Source organism: Streptomyces sp. NBC_01198 (genome assembly GCF_036010485.1).
GTDB lineage: Bacteria > Actinomycetota > Actinomycetes > Streptomycetales > Streptomycetaceae > Actinacidiphila.
Window position 1 is genome coordinate 6028960 of the sequence record NZ_CP108568.1, and the last position, 17599, is coordinate 6046558.

The 17599-nt window shown below is 71.9% G+C and carries 17 protein-coding genes and 1 pseudogene; 9 read left to right on the plus strand and 9 right to left on the minus strand.

Annotated features, from left to right (window positions below):
* Positions 1–23: 23 nt before the first annotated feature.
* From OG702_RS26830 to OG702_RS26840, 3 genes are all read right to left on the minus strand, one after another.
* A complete protein-coding gene (locus OG702_RS26830) occupies positions 24–1079 on the minus strand; it encodes a S1C family serine protease (RefSeq protein ID WP_327291505.1) in 1056 nt (351 codons plus the stop codon).
* A 112-nt stretch (positions 1080–1191) separates the two neighbouring features.
* A complete protein-coding gene (locus OG702_RS26835) occupies positions 1192–1920 on the minus strand; it encodes a class I SAM-dependent methyltransferase (protein WP_327291506.1) in 729 nt (242 codons plus the stop codon).
* Positions 1921–2033: 113 nt separating this feature from the next.
* Positions 2034–2621, minus strand: coding sequence for a DUF3043 domain-containing protein (locus OG702_RS26840; RefSeq protein ID WP_327291507.1), 588 nt, complete (start codon positions 2619–2621; stop codon positions 2034–2036).
* 196 nt (positions 2622–2817) lie between these two features.
* On the opposite strand from OG702_RS26840, the gene OG702_RS26845 reads away from it, so the two are divergent.
* The 3 genes and pseudogenes from OG702_RS26845 to OG702_RS26855 all read left to right on the plus strand — a co-directional run.
* Positions 2818–3609: a PspA/IM30 family protein gene (locus OG702_RS26845; protein ID WP_327291508.1), complete on the plus strand. Its 792-nt coding sequence runs from the start codon at positions 2818–2820 to the stop codon at positions 3607–3609.
* Between the two features lie 101 nt (positions 3610–3710).
* On the plus strand, positions 3711–3989 hold the full coding sequence (pspAA, locus tag OG702_RS26850) for a PspA-associated protein PspAA (protein ID WP_327291509.1): 279 nt from the start codon (positions 3711–3713) through the stop codon (positions 3987–3989).
* A gap of 265 nt (positions 3990–4254) precedes the next feature.
* Positions 4255–4625 (plus strand): annotated as a pseudogene (locus tag OG702_RS26855) (histidine kinase); the annotation flags it as partial.
* A 40-nt stretch (positions 4626–4665) separates the two neighbouring features.
* On the opposite strand, the gene OG702_RS26860 reads toward OG702_RS26855, so the two are convergent.
* Positions 4666–5553 carry a GNAT family N-acetyltransferase gene (locus OG702_RS26860; protein ID WP_327291510.1) on the minus strand — a complete coding sequence of 296 codons (888 nt, stop codon included), beginning with the start codon at positions 5551–5553 and terminating at the stop codon, positions 4666–4668.
* Positions 5554–5653: 100 nt separating this feature from the next.
* Positions 5654–6826 (minus strand): quinolinate synthase NadA, encoded by a 1173-nt coding sequence (gene nadA, locus OG702_RS26865; RefSeq protein ID WP_327291511.1) that lies wholly within the window; start codon positions 6824–6826, stop codon positions 5654–5656.
* 260 nt (positions 6827–7086) lie between these two features.
* On the opposite strand from nadA, the gene OG702_RS26870 reads away from it, so the two are divergent.
* Complete coding sequence (locus OG702_RS26870; RefSeq protein ID WP_033176230.1) at positions 7087–7440, plus strand: HesB/IscA family protein; 354 nt, start codon at positions 7087–7089, stop codon at positions 7438–7440.
* Between the two features lie 267 nt (positions 7441–7707).
* Here OG702_RS26870 and OG702_RS26875 read toward each other — a convergent pair whose 3' ends face one another.
* On the minus strand, positions 7708–9300 hold the full coding sequence (locus OG702_RS26875; protein ID WP_327291512.1) for a hypothetical protein: 1593 nt from the start codon (positions 9298–9300) through the stop codon (positions 7708–7710).
* 88 nt (positions 9301–9388) lie between these two features.
* Positions 9389–9547 carry a hypothetical protein gene (locus OG702_RS26880; protein WP_327291513.1) on the minus strand — a complete coding sequence of 53 codons (159 nt, stop codon included), beginning with the start codon at positions 9545–9547 and terminating at the stop codon, positions 9389–9391.
* A 273-nt stretch (positions 9548–9820) separates the two neighbouring features.
* Here OG702_RS26880 and OG702_RS26885 point away from each other — a divergent pair, with 273 nt between their 5' ends.
* Complete coding sequence (locus OG702_RS26885; RefSeq protein WP_327291514.1) at positions 9821–10798, plus strand: carbohydrate kinase family protein; 978 nt, start codon at positions 9821–9823, stop codon at positions 10796–10798.
* Between the two features lie 41 nt (positions 10799–10839).
* On the opposite strand, the gene OG702_RS26890 is transcribed toward OG702_RS26885, so the two are convergent.
* A complete protein-coding gene (locus tag OG702_RS26890) occupies positions 10840–12213 on the minus strand; it encodes a cysteine desulfurase/sulfurtransferase TusA family protein (RefSeq protein ID WP_327291515.1) in 1374 nt (457 codons plus the stop codon).
* A 250-nt stretch (positions 12214–12463) separates the two neighbouring features.
* Here OG702_RS26890 and ctaC point away from each other — a divergent pair, with 250 nt between their 5' ends.
* The 4 genes from ctaC (at position 12464) to OG702_RS26910 (ending at position 16987) form a co-directional block, all read left to right on the plus strand.
* Positions 12464–13453, plus strand: a complete 990-nt coding sequence (gene ctaC, locus OG702_RS26895; protein ID WP_327291516.1) for an aa3-type cytochrome oxidase subunit II — start codon at positions 12464–12466, stop codon at positions 13451–13453.
* Positions 13450–15189, plus strand: a complete 1740-nt coding sequence (gene ctaD, locus OG702_RS26900; RefSeq protein WP_327291517.1) for an aa3-type cytochrome oxidase subunit I — start codon at positions 13450–13452, stop codon at positions 15187–15189. The genes ctaC and ctaD overlap by 4 nt, the downstream gene beginning before the upstream one ends.
* Positions 15186–15584, plus strand: a complete 399-nt coding sequence (locus OG702_RS26905; protein WP_327291518.1) for a cytochrome c oxidase subunit 4 — start codon at positions 15186–15188, stop codon at positions 15582–15584. The genes ctaD and OG702_RS26905 overlap by 4 nt, the downstream gene beginning before the upstream one ends.
* A gap of 119 nt (positions 15585–15703) precedes the next feature.
* Complete coding sequence (locus OG702_RS26910) at positions 15704–16987, plus strand: L,D-transpeptidase (protein ID WP_327291519.1); 1284 nt, start codon at positions 15704–15706, stop codon at positions 16985–16987.
* Between the two features lie 51 nt (positions 16988–17038).
* Here OG702_RS26910 and OG702_RS26915 read toward each other — a convergent pair whose 3' ends face one another.
* The gene (locus OG702_RS26915) at positions 17039–17458 is read right to left on the minus strand and encodes a hypothetical protein (protein WP_327291520.1); all 420 of its coding nucleotides are present in this window, start codon (positions 17456–17458) and stop codon (positions 17039–17041) included.
* Positions 17459–17599: the final 141 nt, after the last annotated feature.

Here is a 17599-nt window from a genome sequence, read left to right on the forward strand (position 1 = left end):
TGCGCGCGGGGGACGCCGGCTGCTCAGCCCAGTGACGCCAGCGTGACCTGCGAGGTCTTGGTGGCCCCGCCCCGGTCGTAGGTCACCGGCACCTTCGTGCCCGGCTTGAGCGCCGCCAGCGCCGCGGTGAGGCTCTGCACGGTGGTGATGGGCGTGTTGCCGAGCTTGGTGATCACGTCGCCGTCCTGCAGCCCTCCCTTGGCGGCGGCGCCGCCCTTCTGCACCGACACGATCGCGGCGCCCGCGGGCTGCTGGTTCTCGTCCACCACCCCGCGTACGGTCACGCCGAGCGCGGCCCGGCCGGAGTCGGTGACCTTGCCGTTCTTGATGATCTGCTCGGCGATCCGCTTGACCGTGGACGACGGGAGGGCGAAGCCGATGCCGGGCGCGGCCCCGCTGCCCAGCTGCGGGTCGGTCGCGGCGAGGGTGGGGATGCCGATCACCTGGTTGTCGAGGTTGACCAGGGCGCCGCCGCTGTTGCCCGGGTTGATCGCGGCGGACGTCTGCACCATGTCGGGGATGGTCGCCCCGGTGCCGCCGCCGGAGGCACCCTCGCTGACCGTACGGCCGGTCGCCGACACGATGCCCTGCGTGACGCTGCTCGACAGCCCGAGCGGGTTGCCCATCGCCAGCACGATCTGCCCGACGCTGACCTTGCCGGAGTCGGCGAAGTCGGCCGGCTTGAGCCCCTTGGGCGGCGACGTCAGCTTGATGACGGCGAGGTCGTTGGCGGGGAAGGACGAGACCAGCTTCGCCTTGAGCGGGCTGCCGCCGGTGGCCAGTGACACCTGGAAGCTGGTCGCGTTGCCGACGACGTGCGCGTTCGTGACGATGTCGCCCTTGGTGTCGAAGACCACCCCGGAGCCGAGATCCTGCTCGGTGGTGATCTGGACGACCGACGGCAGCACGTGCTTGACGGTGTTCTGATAAGCGTTCTGCAGGTCGGTCCCCCCTGACGCGGCGACGAGGGAGTTCGCCTCGGGGGAGGAGGGGTGGCCGCCCCCGCCGGAGCTGCAGGCGGTCGTGGCCAGCGCCAGGGCGGCCGCGCCGGGCAGGAGGAGGGTACGCGTTCGGCTCATGCCCAAATCCTCACGTTCCCCCGGCCCGCCCACCCGCCGTCAGCGTCCAATCGTGTGCTTCCCGCCCGTGCGCGGAGGCGGCGGAAGCCGCGGACCGCCGGGAGCGCGGAGGCTAGGAGCGCAGGCCGCAGAGGTGAAGCAGGGCGGCCACACCCCGGTAGGGGTCGGTGCGGCCGGCCGCCTCCTCGGCGTCCAGCAGGGCGGCGAGGGCGTTCGGGTCCGCGGGGCCCACCGCGTGGTCGGCGGCGGTGTCGGTGAAGACCCGCACGCCGTACCAGGAGTGCAGGGGCACGCCGATGCCGGCCAGCGTCGAGGTCAGCGGCGCCAGCCGGTCCGCCCGGGTGGCGAGCCCCAGCCGGTTGACGTATCCGGCCGAGCCGAACGCGCGCAGCGCCGCGGACCAGTCGCCGAGCAGCCCCGGCCGCATGGCCAGCGCGTCGCCGTTGCGGACGACCAGGGACAGCAGGCCGCCCGGTGCCAGCACCCGGGCGAGCGCGGCGAGCATCGGCTCGGGGTCGGGGACGTACATCAGCACCCCGTGGCACAGGACCACGTCGAAGCAGGCGGGCTCGAAGTGCCTGCCGGTCTCCCGGCCGTCGCCCTGGAGCACCGCGAAGCGGCCGCGTACGTCGGCGGGCTCGGCCGCCACCGCGGCCTGCAGGGCGCCGAGCATCGCCGGGTCGGCTTCGAGGCCGGTGACCAGGTGCCCGGCGCGGGCCAGCCGCAGCGCCTGGGTGCCCTGGCCGGGACCGATGTCGAGCACCCGCAGCCGCCGCACCGCGTGGGCGCCGACGGCCGGCGGGAAGTGCGTGGCGAGCTGGTCGTCCAGCTGCCGCGCCACGAGCTCCTGCCTGACGGTGTTCCGCAGCCCGCCGAGGCCGGCCAGCCAGCTGTCCGCCCCACCGTGGAAACCGCCCGCGCCCGGGGCGGGCGGCGGGCCGGGGAGGAAGCCGCTCAGAGCTTGGCGCCGCGCTGGACCTGCGGCTTCGGCAGCCGCATCCGGCGCATCTGGAGCGTCCGCATCAGGCCGTAGGTGACGGCACGCCGGGTGTTCTGCCCGGGGAACCGCTGTGCCAGCTGGCGGCGCAGCGCCAGGCCGGTGATCACCGAGTCGATCACGATCAGCGCGATGACCAGCACCCACAGGAACAGCGCGAGCGTCTGCACGGCCGGCAGCAGGCTGCCGACCAGGATCACGATGGCCATCGGCAGGAAGAACTCGGCGACCCGGTAGCGGGAGTCCACGTAGTCGCGGGTGAACTTGCGCACCGGGCCCTGGTGGGCGGCCGGCAGGTTGCGCTCGTCACCGTTGGCCAAGGCCTCGCGGCGCTTGGCCATGTCGACCCGGCGGGCCTCGCGGGCCGCCCGGGCCGCCGCCTTGCGGTCGGTCGGCGTATTGACGGCCTTGCGGCGCTGCTGCTGGGCGTCGCTGCGCTTGGGCGTGGGGCGACCCTTGGGAGCCTGCGGGTCGCGGGGCTGGTCCTTGTCGAGCACCGCAGTGGTGGTCGAGGACTGCTCATCTGGTGAACGGCGTCGGAACACGTCTTCCAGGTTACGTGTTTCTGCCGCCCGACCCCAGCCCCCTGCCTACTCCCTGAGCATGGGGTCACCGAACCGTGATCGTCCTTGCGGATGAGCGCATCCGGCTCCGAACAGTGCGGTAATGGAACCAAGGCCCGTAGGCTGGGGTCTGTAGAGGTGCTGGAGCAGTTGCCGGAGAAGGGGGCGCGCGAGGCCCATGAGCGGTGTCATGAAGCGGATGGGACTGATCTTCCGCGCGAAGGCCAACAAGGCCCTGGACAGGGCCGAGGACCCGCGCGAGACGCTCGACTACTCGTACCAGAAGCAGCTGGAACTGCTGCAGAAGGTACGGCGGGGCGTGGCCGATGTCGCCACCTCCCGCAAGCGGCTCGAACTGCAGCTGACCGAGTTGCAGAAGAAGTCGGCGACGTATGAGGACCAGGGCCGCAAGGCGCTGGCCCTGGGCCGCGAGGACCTGGCCCGTGAGGCGCTGTCCCGGCGGGCGGCGCTGCAGCAGCAGGTCACCGACCTGGAGACGCAGCACACGACGCTGCAGGGCGAGGAGGAGAAGCTCACGCTGGCCTCCCAGCGCCTGCAGGCCAAGGTGGACGCCTTCCGTACGAAGAAGGAGACCATCAAGGCCACCTACACCGCCGCCCAGGCGCAGACCCAGATCGGCGAGGCCTTCTCCGGGATCTCCGAGGAGATGGGCGACGTCGGCATGGCGATCCAGCGTGCCGAGGACAAGACCGAGCAGCTGCGGGCCCGTGCGGGCGCGCTGGACGAGCTGATGGCCTCGGGCGCCCTGGACGACCCGAGCGGCATGGCCAAGGACGACCTCCAGGCCGAGCTGGACCGGATCTCCGGCGGCAGCGACGTCGAGCTGGAGCTGCAGCGGATGAAGGCCGAGCTGGCCGGCGGCAGCGCCCCGCAGGCGATCGAGGGCGGCAAGACCGGCCGCGACGCGCAGGGCGAGCCGCAGGACACCCCGAGGTTCGACAAGCAGTAGGCACCCCGGCCGGCGGCCACGCCGGCCGTTCCACCCGTCACGCAGTCACGCAGTCACCGGCAGTGATGACCGGCGACGGAGCCGCAACGGAGGAGGCCGTCATGATCGCGCGGATCATGGGGGAGGGCCAGGTGAGGTTGGCGGACGCCGACCTCACCGAGCTCAATGTGCTGGACAACGAGCTGCTCGCCGCAGTGGAGACCGGTGACGAGGAGGGTTTCCGGCGGACGCTGGGCGCCCTGCTCGACTCGGTCCGCCGCCTCGGCGTGCCGCTGCCCGACGACGCGCTGGAGCCGTCGGAGCTGATCCTGCCGACGGCGGACGCCACCCTCGACGAGGTCAAGGCGATGCTCAAGGACGACGGGCTGATCCCGGGCTGACCCGGCTGATCGCGGACCAGGGACGGCCGTCGGCGGCGGCCGTGGACAGGGACGCCCGGCAGCGGGCCGTCCGGCGCGACCGGCGGGGGCTCTGCCCCGGAATTCAGCGATCACTGTGCAGCATCCGCATCCCATGGCATCCCCCGGAGGTCCCGTGCCGGGACGGCGTCCGCCGCGCCGCGGGATGCTGTGGGCGGTGCTGCTGCTCGGCTGCGCGCTGTCCGCGCTGCTCGTCGTGGACCAGTGGGTGGACGGCTGGGTCGTCGCCGTCCTCGCCTGGGCCGGCACCGCCGCGGCGGCCGGCGACGCGCTGCGCAGCCGCCGGGCCTATGCCGCCGCGATACAGGAGCGGGCCCAGCGGGCCGAGCAGACTCGGGAGGAGGAGGCCAGGCGCCGGGTCACCGAGGAGCGGATGCGGATCGCCGGCGAACTGCACGACGTCGTCGCCCACCAGATCGCGCTGGCCACCGTGCAGGCCGGCGTCGCCGCCCACGTCATGGACCGCCGCCCCGACCAGGCCCGGCAGGCGCTGGCGCACGTACGCGGGGCGAGCCGGTCGGCGCTGGACGAACTACGCGCCACCGTCGGGCTGTTGGGCAGCGGGACGAACCGGCGGCCCCGGCCCCGGCGGACGGGACCCGGGGCTGAACCGGCGGCCCGTAGCCGGTCCGGCCGGTCAGAGGAAGAGCTGCGAGGGGATGTACGGGTTGGGCGGCCGCATCCCGCGCAGGCACACGTAGCCGGCGTTGGAGATCTCCAGGCCCGCCGCGATGCCGACGTCCACCGCCCACTCCTGTTCCGCCGTCAGCCCGGCCACCCGCACCGGGCGGCCCTGCGGCATGCTCACCAGCGCCGCGGTCAGCAGCCGGGTGGCCAGCCTCCTGGAGGTCGCGGCCAGCAGTTCCACCCCGTCGTCGTCGGCGTAGCAGTAGCCGCTGCCGGCCAGGTCGTCGACCACGAACAGCCGGAAGTGCCGCGGCAGTTCCTCGTGGTCGGGCCCGTGGGCGCCGCCGCGGGTGCGGCGGTCGACCGAGTCCATCAGGTCGCGGTGCCTGGCGTTGCCCTCGTGCACGGCACCGTCCAGCGGCGCGAGCCCCGCCGGGTCGACCACCCCGGTCAGCCGCATCGCCGGGTGCAGCGTGAAACCGGCCCTGCGGTACGTCCGCGCCGCGGCCGGGTGCCGGTGGGCGCAGATGATGCCGCGCAGGCAGGCCCGCCCGTGCACCAACGCCCGCGCCATCAGCGCCTTGCCGACTCCCTTGCCCTGCGCGCCCGGTGCCACCGCGAGCAGCGACAGGCCCCAGGTGCCCTCCCGCCGGGACGACAGCACCGCGCCCACCGGGCCCGCCGCCTCGTCCTGGGCGATCCAGCAGCCGCCGGGGTCGGTCCTGGCCAGATGGCGGGCGCGGCCGCGCTCCCGGGCGGCGGCCGCGGGCCCGCCGCCGGCCCGGCGGGCGCCCGCCGGGTCCGGGCCGAGCATGTGTGAGGCGCCGAAGGCGGCGGCGGTGACCTCCCGCACGACCTCGGCGTCCTCCTCGTCGTCACGAACCGGTCGAAGGATCACCGATCCATCATTGCTCCGAGCCGCCCCTGCCGACAGGTGTTCGCCGACGGGCTGTTCGCCCACAGGACGGTCACCGACAAGGAATTCACCCGCAGCGTTCTTACGGCAGCGCGAGCATCTGCTCCAAGGCCAGCTTGGCGAAGTGCTCGGTCTCGGCGTCGACCTCGATGCGGTTGACGGTCTTGCCGTCCGCCAGCGACTCCAGCGCCCACACCAGGTGCGGCAGGTCGATGCGGTTCATGGTCGAGCAGAAGCAGACGGTCTTGTCGAGGAAGACGATCTGCTTGTCCGGGTGCGCCTTGGCGAGCCTGCGCACCAGGTTCAGCTCGGTGCCGATCGCCCACGCGGAGCCCGCGGGAGCCGCGTCGAGCATCTTGATGATGTGCTCGGTCGAGCCCACGTGGTCGGCGGACGTGACGACCTCGTGCTTGCACTCGGGGTGCACCAGCACGTTGACGCCGGGGATCCGCGCCCGGACGTCCTCCACCGACTCCAGCGAGAAGCGGCCGTGCACCGAGCAGTGGCCGCGCCACAGGATCATTCTCGCGTCCCGGAGCTGCTCGGCGGTCAGCCCGCCGCCGGGCTTGTGCGGGTTGTAGACGACGCATTCCTCCAGCGGTATGCCGAGGTCCAGCACCGCGGTGTTGCGGCCCAGGTGCTGGTCGGGCAGGAAGAGCACCTTCTCGCCCTGCGAGAAGGCCCACTCCAGCGCGCGCTTGGCGTTGGAGGACGTGCAGATCGTGCCGCCGTGCCGACCGGTGAAGGCCTTGATGTCGGCGGAGGAGTTCATGTACGACACCGGGACGGTGACGTCGGCGACCCCCGCGTCGGCCAGTACGTCCCAGCACTCGGCGACCTGCTCGGCACTGGCCATGTCGGCCATCGAGCAGCCTGCCGCCAGGTCGGGCAGGATCACCTGCTGCTTCTGCGAGGTGAGGATGTCGGCGGACTCCGCCATGAAGTGGACACCGCAGAAGACGATGTACTCCGCCTCCGGCCTGGCCGCCGCGTCCCTGGCCAGCTTGAAGGAGTCGCCGGTCACGTCGGCGAACTCGATGACCTCGTCGCGCTGGTAGTGGTGGCCGAGGATGAAGACCCTCTCGCCGAGGCGGGCCTTGGCGGCCCTGGCGCGCTCCACCAGGTGCGGGTCGGACGGCGCCGGCAGGTCGCCGGGGCAGTCCACGCCCCGCTCGCTGCGTGGGTCGGACTCGCGGCCGAGCAGCAGCAGCGCGAGCGGGGTGGGCTGTACGTCCAGGGTTTCTGTGGTGGTCACGGGCCGGACGCCCTTTCTTTGCAGCGCAGACCTTTTCGTCTACTTGACGTTATCTATCATAGCCCGTTCGCGTCAGATTGACGATGCCAGGTCCTGTCGATGTGACGCATTCGTCCATCGCTGCCGTGCGGGGGCGGCCGTGTGCGAGCATGGTGGTGACGAAGACATCGCGGACTTGCTCGACCCGCCGGAATGAATCCGGAAGGGCACCGGTTAGCAGTCGGTAAGCCAGTAGTCCGTACAACCCGGGAGTGAAGCAGATGACGGTTCAGGACGAGACCACCACGACGGACGGCATCCTCCTGTCCGACGCCGCCGCCGGCAAGGTCAAGAGCCTGCTGGAGCAGGAGGGCCGGGAAGACCTCGCGCTGCGGGTCGCCGTCCAGCCCGGCGGCTGCTCGGGCCTGCGCTACCAGCTCTTCTTCGACGAGCGCTCGCTCGACGGCGACGTGGTCAAGGACTTCGGCGGCGTCAAGGTCGTCACCGACCGCATGAGCGCGCCGTATCTGGGCGGGGCGTCCATCGACTTCGTGGACACCATCGAGAAGCAGGGCTTCACGATCGACAACCCGAACGCCACGGGTTCCTGCGCCTGCGGCGACTCCTTCCACTGACCCGCAAGAATGCCCGGCCGGCTTGCCGGCCGGGCATTCTTCTGCCCGCACGCTGCGGGCGGCGGCGCCCCCGCGCCCGGGGGTTGCCCTCTGCGCCGGACGGCGCCCACCGGGGGCGCGGGGAACGGCGCGACCAGCCCTCCGCCGGCCGGTGGTCCGGAGCGGACAGAACAGCCCCTTTCGGCCGGCGGCGGCGTGCCGCCTGTCGACGGCTGGTCGCGCAGTTCCCCGCGCCCCTGGTGGGCACCCTCGGTGGGAGAGGGCCGGCTAGGAGCCCGGGATTTGGGTGCCGGTCGTGGCGTCGAGGACCTGGCGGCCGGACAGCGGGTGGGCCAGTTGGACCGTCGCGGTCTGCGCCTTGATGATGTCGGGGCAGGGCGCGTCCGGCGACGTCACGGTGGCGGTCACCGTGACCCGTACGGCCGCATCGCTCTCCACCGCACCCCCGTGGTACGTCTCGCAGACCCCGCCCCAGAAGGTCAGCGTCAGCGAGCTGCCGTGCGGCTGGTAGCCGGACACGGTCGCCCGGTGCGACCCGTCCGGCGCGGGCGGCTGCGCGGGGGAGGGGCCGGTCGGGGTGCCCTGGAGCCCGGGCTGGTCCACGGCCTGCTCGGCGATGACCGAGCCCGCCGTGGCGCCCTCGGGCTTCGCGTCGAAGAGCCAGGCGGGCGCCAGCGCCTCCCCGCCGGGGACGAACTGCGGGGCCAGCCCGAACCGCGCGCCGGTGATGTCGGTCGGCGGTACGTGCGGTGCCACGCACGGCAGGCTGTGCGGCAGCGTCTTGTCCTGGCCGGGGAGGGTGGGCGACGGCGCCGTCCCGCCGGCCTTCCCGTCCGGCTGCGCCGGCTCGGGCACCTGGCAGGACTTCCGCAGGTCGGGGTGCATGACCCGCGTGGACGACAGGTTCTTGAATGCCTGGTCCGCGCTGATCACCGGCGAGCTCTCCCCCTTGGCCAGCGCCGACAGCCGCCCGTGGCCCCCGGTGACGTGCCCGTCGGGGCCGACGTCGAGGGTGGTGTCCCAGCCGTGCGTGGGCAGCCCGCCGACCACCGGGCCGGCGGTGACGGTACGGGTCGCGCCGACCGTGGTGGCGGCGCCGACCTGGGCGCCCGACAGGCCGAGCGCGTCAAGGACGGGCGCAGCCGCCGCTTCCGCCTGCTGCTCGGAGACCGGCGCGCCGGCGGGCGTGGCGGCGCCGGAGCCCGCCGCCTTGTGCGAGGTGGAGCCGGAGTTCGCGGAGCCGTCCGCGGCGGGCGGCGGCACCTGCGGCAGCGCGGGCGGCACCACCGCCCCGCCCCCGGGGGCGGCCTGCCCGTTGCGCGCGTACGACCAGCTGCCCGGCGCGTCCTGGCTCGCCAGCAGCGCGGGACCCGTGCCCTCCGCCGACCCGACCCGCCATGAACCGTGGTCCGCGACCACCGGCCCGGTGAGGCCGAGCAGCGCCGCCAGCCGGGCGACCGCGGCCCGGTCCGCACCGCCGTCCGGGCGGTAGAGCGGCGCCGACGCCGGGCCGTCCTGCGGCAGGGTGCCGGTCAGCCGGAAGTCGCCGCCGAGGGCGGTGGCGGGGCCGGAACCGGGGAGCGCCGTGCCCGGGGCCGTGACGCCCGGCCCGGCCGAGGCCACGTCGCGCTTCGGGCCGGTGGTCCTCCCGTCGCCCTGCGACGAGACCGCCCAGTGCGCCCCGCCGCCCGCGGCCGCCAGCACCGCGGCGGCCACCAGGGCGACCGTCAGCCGCCGGCGCGGCGAACGCTCGCGCGGGTGCCCGCCGGCGTCGCCGCCGACCAGGATGTCGTCGTCCGTACCGGTCCCGCGGTCCTCGTGGACGTCGCCGGTCCCATGGTCGTCGTGCTCGCTGCTCATCGCGCACCCTCCTCGGTTCGGTCAACCGTCAGGTGCCGATGTGACGCGGCGGGCCGCCCGGCGGTTCCCAGGGGGGCGAGGGGGCGCGTCAGTCGCCGAACTCCGCCATCCCGGCCACCACATGGGCCGACGCCGCCGGGACGGTGATGCCGTGCAGGCCCGCCGGGGCGGCCGCGGCCCGCTCGGCGCCCGCCGGGACGTGCCACTGCGCGGCCATCCGCCGGCAGTCGCCGATCAGCTGTTCCATGGAGTCAGGCTCGGCGAGCGGAACCGGAGCACGGGGGGAGGTGGCCGGGGTGGTACGCGGGGTAGACCTCATGTCACCGACCCTAGGCACGGTCGCTCCGGGGAGAAAGCCCTACTATCGGGTAGTTCCGCCGCGTCCCGTGGATCCACCGCCGGGAAGCGCGGGCAGTCCGTGGATGTCCTGGCCGGGCGGCGGTTTGCCGGTAGCGTGGAGGACTGTCCCGAGCGACGCAACCCCCGTGTACGAATCCCCCGCCTCCAGGAGCCTGCCGCCGTGCGTATCGCCGTCACCGGATCCATCGCCACCGATCACCTGATGACCTTCCCCGGCCGGTTCTCCGACCAGCTGGTCGCCGATCAGCTGCACGCGGTCTCGCTGTCGTTCCTGGTCGACGCCCTGGACGTCCGGCGTGGCGGGGTCGGCGCCAACATCTGCTTCGGCATGGGCCTGCTGGGCACCGCACCGATCCTGGTGGGCGCGGCCGGCAACGACTTCGGCGAGTACCGCGCCTGGCTGGAGCGGCACGGCGTCGACACCGCCTCGGTCCGGATCTCCGAGGTGCTGCACACCGCCCGCTTCATCTGCACCACGGACGCCGACCACAACCAGATCGGCTCTTTCTACACCGGGGCGATGAGCGAGGCGCGGCTGATCGAGCTGCAGCACGTCGCCGACCGGGTCGGCGGCCTCGACCTGGTGTCCATCGGAGCGGACGACCCCGAGGCGATGATCCGGCACACCGAGGAGTGCAGGACCCGCGGCATCCCCTTCGCCGCGGACTTCTCCCAGCAGATCGCCCGGATGGACGGCGACGACATCCGGGTGCTGGTCGACGGGGCGGCGTACCTCTTCAACAACGAGTACGAGAAGGGTCTGATCGAGACCAAGACCGGCTGGAGCGACGAGGAGATCCTCGGCCGGGTCGGCACCCGGGTCACCACCCTCGGCGCGCAGGGCGTGCGGATCGACCGCGAGGGTGAGCCGTCGATCACGGTGGGCTGCGCGGAGGAGCAGGCCAAGGTCGACCCGACCGGCGTCGGCGACGGCTTCCGCGCCGGCTTCCTGTCCGGCCTGGCGTGGGGCGTCAGCCTGGAGCGAGCCGCGCAGGTCGGCTGCATGGTCGCGACGCTGGTGATCGAGACGCTGGGCACGCAGGAGTACGAGTTGCGGCGCACGCACTTCATGGACCGCTTCACCAAGGCGTACGGCGAGGACGCCGCGGCCGAGGTGCGCCAGCACCTCCACGCCTGACCAGGAACCAGCGCCCCTGGTCGAGCCTCGCCCCCCGGGGGTCAGGTGTGGCGGCGGATACGGTAGGCGGTGCCGTGGGGGGCCGGGGCGGAGCCGAGGTATTCCTGGGTGGTCATGGCGCACCAGGCCGGGATGTCCAGCCCGGCCGCCTCGTCGTCGGAGAGCACCGTCACCACCCCGCCGACCGGCACGTCGCCGATCACCTTGGCCAGCTCGATCACCGGGATCGGGCACCGCTTGCCGAGCGAGTCGACGACCAGGCCCGCGTCTGGGGCCGGCGCCGGCGTGGACGTGGGCGCCGGGCCGGCGCCGAGCTGGGAGCGCACCTCGGCGACCACCCCGGGCAGCACGTCGAGGAAGCGCGCGACCTCCGCCTCGCCGGTGCCCGGGGGCAGCGACACCCGTACGTTGCCCTCGGAGAGCACACCCATCGCCTTGAGCACATGGCTCGGCGTCAGCGTGCTGGACGTGCACGACGAGCCCGACGACACCGAGAAGCCGGCCCGGTCCAGCGCGGTCAGCAGCACCTCGCCGTCGACGTAGAGGCAGGAGAAGGTGACCAGGTGCGGCAGCCGCCGGGTGGCGTGGCCGACCACCTCGACGTCGGGCACCAGCTCCGGCACCCGCGTCCTGATCCGGTCCACCAGCGCCGACAGCCGGGCCGCCTCGCCCGCGGCCTCGTCCCGTACCGCGCGCAGCGACGCCGCGGCGGCCACGATCGCCGGCAGGTTCTCGAAGCCGGGGGAGCGGCCCGACTCCCGCTCGTCGGCCGGGTGCTGGGGCGCGAACCTGGTGCCCTTGCGCACCGCGAGGAGCCCGACTCCCGGCGGGCCGCCCCACTTGTGCGCGCTGCCAGCCAGCAGGGACCAGCCGCCGTCGACCGCGCCCCACGCCAGCGACTGCGCCGCGTCCACCAGCAGCGGCACGCCCGCGGCCCGGCACAGCTCGGCGACCTCGGCGACCGGCTGGACCGTGCCCACCTCGTGGTTGGCGGACTGCAGGCACACCAGCGCGGTGTCCGGCCGCAGCGCCGCCGTCACGTCGGCCGGCGCGACCAGCCCGGCCCGGTCGACCCCGACCTCGGTGCTGTCGTACGCCGCCGCCGCGTGCAGCACCGCCGAGTGCTCGACGGCCGAGGCCACGACATGGCGGCCGGTCCTGCGCCGCCCGGCCATCGCCCCGGCGATCCCGGAGTGCAGCGCGCGGGTCCCCGAAGGAGTGAAAACCAGTTCGTCGGGCCGGCAGCCGACGGCCGCGGCCGCGGTCTGCCTGGCCGCGTCGAGCAGCAGCCTGGCCCGCCGCCCCTCGCGGTACAGCCGGGCCGGGTCCGCCCACCCCTCGTCGAGCGCGGCCAGCAGCGCCTGGCGGGCCACCGGATGCAGCGGAGCAGCGGAAGCCATATCGAAATAGGACACCTCAGCACGCTACAACCCGGCCCGCAGGAACGGCCGGGCGCAGTGTCAGAACACCGCCCGCGAGCGGGATTCCATCCCTTCGGGGAGAGCCCCGGCGCGTTGGACCCCCTCCCCGCGTGACCCCAAATTGCGTCCAGTAGGGTTTGGTCCGCATAAACATCCACACCTCATTGCCTGCAGCTCGGGCCGACCGACCAGCACACGGCCGGAACACCCGGACGCGCGGGCGAGACTCTCGGGAAGGCGCTACGTGAGTCCCAACGGCTCCGACCTCCCCCACCGCCCAAAGGGCGTGGGCGGTACCCCCACGCCGCGGCGCGGGTTGCGGCGGAAGCTCCCGCAGGCGCTGGCTGCGGGCCTGGTCCTTGCGACGGCCACTGGTTGCTCGTACAAGGATTATCCCCGCCTCGGCATGCCCAGTCCGGCCACCGAACAGGCACCACGGATCCTCGCCCTGTGGCAGGGTTCCTGGGCCGCGGCACTGGCGACCGGTGCGCTGGTCTGGGGTCTGATCCTGTGGAGTGTGATCTTCCACCGCCGCAGCCGGACCAAGGTCGAGGTCCCTGCGCAGACCCGCTACAACCTGCCCATCGAGGCGTTGTACACGATCGTCCCGATCGTGGTGATCGCGGTGCTCTTCTACTTCACCGCCCGTGACGAGAACAAGCTGCTGGAGACCTCCGCCAAGCCGCAGCACGTGATCAACGTGGTGGGCTTCCAGTGGAGCTGGGGTTTCAACTACGTCGAGAACGTCGACGGACAGCCCGGTCCGCAGAAGCCGCCGGCCGAACTCAGCGACATCCCGGCCAACAAGCTGCTGTTCCCGCCCGGCGCCGAGGGCGTCTACGACGTCGGCACCCCGGCCAGCCGCAACCCGGACACCGGCAACCCCGGGCCCACGCTGTGGCTGCCCAAGGGCCAGACGGTCCGGTTCGTGCTGACCTCGCGCGATGTCATCCACTCGTTCTGGATCATCCCGTTCCTGATGAAGCAGGACGTCATCCCCGGCCACACCAACGTCTTCGAGGTGACCCCCAGCAAGGAGGGCACCTTCATGGGCAAGTGCGCCGAGCTCTGCGGTGTCGACCACTCCCGGATGCTGTTCAACGTGAAGGTCGTATCGCCCGCGGCGTACCAGCAGCACCTCAAGGACCTCGCCAAGGCGGGGCAGACGGGGTACCTCCCGTCCGGTATCGCCACCACGGGCAACGCGAAGAACTCGGAGCCCAAGACCACATGAGCATTCTCAACGAACCGCTGGGCGCGACGCCCGCCGACGACTCCTACGCGGACGAGATCCCGGCCCGGCGCAAGAAGCCCGGCTCCGTGGTGGTCACGTGGCTGACCACCACCGACCACAAGACCATCGGCACCCTGTACCTGGTCACGTCGTTCGCGTTCTTCCTGATCGGCGGTGTGCTGGCGCTGCTGATGCGCGCCGAGCTCGCCAGGCCCGGCAACCAGTTCCTGTCCAACGAGCAGTTCAACCAGGCCTTCACGATGCACGGCACCGTGATGCTGCTGATGTTCGCGACACCGCTGTTCGCCGGTTTCACCAACTGGATCATGCCGCTGCAGATCGGCGCGCCCGACGTGGCGTTCCCGCGGCTGAACATGTTCGCCTACTGGCTCTACCTGTTCGGCTCGCTCATCGCGGTCGGCGGCTTCGTCACCCCGCAGGGCGCGGCCGACTTCGGCTGGTTCGCGTACTCGCCGCTGTCCAGCGCGGTCAACTCGCCCGGTGTCGGCGCCGACATGTGGATCATGGGTCTGGCGCTGTCCGGTTTCGGCACCATCCTCGGTGCGGTCAACTTCATCACCACGATCATCTGCATGCGCGCCCCCGGTATGACGATGTTCCGCATGCCGATCTTCGTGTGGAACGTGCTGCTGACCGCCGTTCTGGTGCTGCTGGCCTTCCCGGTGCTCGCCGCCGCGCTGCTGGCACTCGAAGCCGACCGAAAATTCGGCGCACACGTCTTCGACTCCGGCAACGGCGGAGCCTTGCTCTGGCAGCACCTCTTCTGGTTCTTCGGCCATCCAGAGGTGTACATCATCGCGTTGCCGTTCTTCGGCATCATCTCCGAGGTCATCCCGGTCTTCAGCCGCAAGCCGATGTTCGGCTACATCGGCCTGGTCGCAGCGACCATCTCCATCGCGGGCCTGTCGGTGACGGTGTGGGCACACCACATGTACGTCACCGGCGGAGTGCTGCTGCCGTTCTTCTCCTTCATGACCTTCCTGATCGCGGTGCCCACCGGTGTGAAGTTCTTCAACTGGATCGGCACCATGTGGAAGGGGTCACTGAGTTTCGAGACCCCGATGCTCTGGTCGGTCGGATTCCTGATCACCTTCGCCTTCGGCGGTCTGACCGGTGTCATCCTGGCCGCGCCGCCGCTGGACTTCCACGTGTCCGACTCGTACTTCGTGGTCGCGCACTTCCACTACGTGGTCTTCGGGACGGTGGTCTTCGCGATGTTCGCCGGATTCCACTTCTGGTGGCCGAAGATGACCGGCAAGATGCTCGACGAACGGCTCGGGAAGATCACCTTCTGGACGCTCTTCCTCGGCTTCCACGGCACCTTCCTGGTCCAGCACTGGCTGGGCGCCGAGGGAATGCCGCGCCGGTACGCGGACTACCTGAGTGCCGACGGTTTCACCACGCTGAACACGGTCTCCACGATCAGCTCGTTCCTGCTCGGCCTGTCGATCCTTCCGTTCCTCTACAACGTGTGGAAGACCGCGAAGTACGGCAAGAAGGTCGAGGTCGACGACCCGTGGGGCTACGGCCGCTCCCTGGAGTGGGCGACGTCCTGCCCGCCGCCGCGGCACAACTTCACCTCGCTGCCGCGTATCCGTTCCGAATCCCCGGCGTTCGACCTGCACCACCCGGAGATCTCGGCGATCGACGCTCTGTCCGGAGCCGGTGCGAGCACGGCCATTTCCGGTGCTGAGAGCAAGGGGGCGAACCAGTGAAGATCCAAGGGTGGATGTTCGGCGGCTTCGCGGTCTTCATCCTGGCCACGGCCATCGTCTACGGCCTGTGGTCCAAGGAGCCGACCGGTACGACCGCGCTCTTCCTGGCGTTCGCGCTGTGCACCATGATCGCCTTCTACCTGGCCTTCACCGCGAACCGGGCCGACGCCGGGGCGATGGACCGCGAGGACGCCGACGTCGCCGACGAGGCCGGCGAGGTGGGTTTCTTCAGCCCGCACAGCTGGCAGCCGCTCATGCTGGGCACCGGCGGAGCGCTGGCGTTCCTGGGCGTCATCTTCGGCTGGTGGCTGCTGTTCTTCGCGCTGCCGGTGATCCTGATGGGGATCTTCGGCTGGGTGTTCGAGTACTACCGCGGCGAGAGCCGCACCCAGTGACGGCCCACTGAGCCGTACAGCAGCCCGGGGGCGGGCCGCGGACCTGGTCAGGGACGCGGCCCGCCCCTTTTGCACCCCTCTGCCGTGCGGAATCGGCGCCCGGTTCTTAGCGTGATGCCATGAGCCACATTCCTCGACGCCGGATAGCGTTGCGCTGCGCCCTTCTCGTGGCGCCCCTCGCGGTGGGGCTCACCGCCTGCGGCGGAGACGGCAACCCGCTCGCCGCCCCGCCCTACGAATCCGCGGCCAAGGTCGCCTACTCGGTCGCCGACGGCGGCAAGGCCGACCCCAACAAGCCGCTCAAGGTCACCATCAAGGACGACGGCAGCAGGATCACCGACGTCACCGCCACCGACGCCGCAGGCCGCTTCGTACGCGGCAAGCTCAGCGAGGACGGCCTCAGCTGGCAGTCCACCACCGCGCTGGCCGCAGGCGCCCACTACACGGTCCGGGTGAGCACCGAGGACTCCGACGGCCACCCCGGCCGCAAGGTCCTGGGCTTCGACACCACCACGGCCTCCGCGGGCCTGCACGTCGCCTTCGGCCCGGACGCCGGCACCTACGGGGTCGGCCAGCCGATCACCGCCGAGCTGAACACCCCGGTCAAGACCGCCGCCGCCCGCGCCGCGGTCGAGGCGAACCTGGTGGTCACCAGCGTCCCGCAGGCCGCACACGGGTCCTGGTACTGGGTCGACGACCGCACCCTGCACTACCGGCCCAGCAGCTACTGGCCCGCACACGCCCAGATCGAGGTCCGCAGCACTCTCAACGGCGTCAAGGTGCAGGGCAAGCTCTACGGCGGCACCGACAAGCCGCTGACCCTGCACACCGGCGACCGCATCGAGGCGATCACCGACGCGGCCACCGACCAGATGACCTTCAAGGACGACGGCAAGGTGGTCAGGACCATCCCGGTCACCACCGGCAAGCCGGGCTTCGACACCCGCAACGGCATCAAGGTCGTGCTGGCCAAGGAGAGCTTCGTCCAGATGAAGAGCTCCACCGTCGGAATAGCCGCCGGCAGCTCCGACTCCTACGACCTGCCGGTCTACTGGGCCACCCGGGTGACATGGAGCGGTGAGTACGTGCACGCCGCGCCCTGGTCCGAGGGCTCCCAGGGATCCGCCAACGTCAGCCACGGCTGCACCGGCATGAGCACCGACAACGCGCACTGGTTCTTCGACCACGTGCGGCAGGGCGACGTCGTCCAGGTCGTGAACAGCCACGGCCCGACGATGACGCCGTTCGACAACGGCTTCGGCGACTGGAACCTGGACGAGGCCAAGTGGCAGCAGGGCAGCGCGCTGGGCTCCAAGGCCGCGGGCCAGGCCGACCAGGGCTCGGCCGCCGTCGCGAAGAACCCGCTGTCCGACCCCGCGCGGCTCCGTCCCGAGACCGCCTGAGCCGTCCCGAGGGGCGGCCGCCCCGGCAGGTCCCGGCCGGCGGGCCGGCGGCTAGCGGGCCGCGACCGCCTTCGAAGCCGGCTCGAACCGGCGCCGCAGCAGGACGGCGAGCGTGTCGCAGAGCGCCACCGGGTCGACCGGATGGGTCGTCGCCGCGTCCGCGCGGCTCCAGGTGGCCAGCCAGGCGTCCTGGGGACGGCCGATCAGCACCAGCACCGGCGGGCAGCGGAAGATCTCGTCCTTGATCTGCCGGCACACGCCCATACCGCCCGCCGGGGCCGACTCGCCGTCCAGGACGCAGGCGTCGATGCCGCCCCTCTCCAGTTCGGTCAGCACGGCGGGAAGTGTCGCGCACTCCACGAACTCCACCGGCGGCAGGTCGGCGGCGGGCCTGCGGCCGACGGCGAGCCGGACCTGCTCCCGGGTGTTCGCGTCGTCGCTGTAGACCAGCACCGTGGCCGTCGCCTGCATCCTGGCTCCTCCTCGTGATCTTCGTGGTCCCCGTGCAGCGTGTGCGGCTCGTGAACGTTTTCTCAAGTGCCTGGGATGCTACTCCGGTGGACGCCGTCCGTGGAGGGGTCCTGCGGGGTCCAAGATCCCGCGGACGGATCG

What these genes read in the sequence shown, in the direction of transcription:
- OG702_RS26830 (WP_327291505.1), bottom strand. Translation starts at nt 1,079, where the DNA reads ATGAGCCGAACGCGTACCCTCCTCCTGCCCGGCGCGGCCGCCCTGGCG.
- OG702_RS26845 (WP_327291508.1), top strand. Translation starts at nt 2,818, where the DNA reads ATGAGCGGTGTCATGAAGCGGATGGGACTGATCTTCCGCGCGAAGGCC.
- pspAA (WP_327291509.1), top strand. Translation starts at nt 3,711, where the DNA reads ATGATCGCGCGGATCATGGGGGAGGGCCAGGTGAGGTTGGCGGACGCC.
- OG702_RS26870 (WP_033176230.1), top strand. Translation starts at nt 7,087, where the DNA reads ATGACGGTTCAGGACGAGACCACCACGACGGACGGCATCCTCCTGTCC.
- OG702_RS26875 (WP_327291512.1), bottom strand. Translation starts at nt 9,300, where the DNA reads ATGAGCAGCGAGCACGACGACCATGGGACCGGCGACGTCCACGAGGAC.
- OG702_RS26880 (WP_327291513.1), bottom strand. Translation starts at nt 9,547, where the DNA reads ATGGAACAGCTGATCGGCGACTGCCGGCGGATGGCCGCGCAGTGGCAC.
- ctaD (WP_327291517.1), top strand. Translation starts at nt 13,450, where the DNA reads ATGAGCATTCTCAACGAACCGCTGGGCGCGACGCCCGCCGACGACTCC.
- OG702_RS26910 (WP_327291519.1), top strand. Translation starts at nt 15,704, where the DNA reads ATGAGCCACATTCCTCGACGCCGGATAGCGTTGCGCTGCGCCCTTCTC.
- OG702_RS26915 (WP_327291520.1), bottom strand. Translation starts at nt 17,458, where the DNA reads ATGCAGGCGACGGCCACGGTGCTGGTCTACAGCGACGACGCGAACACC.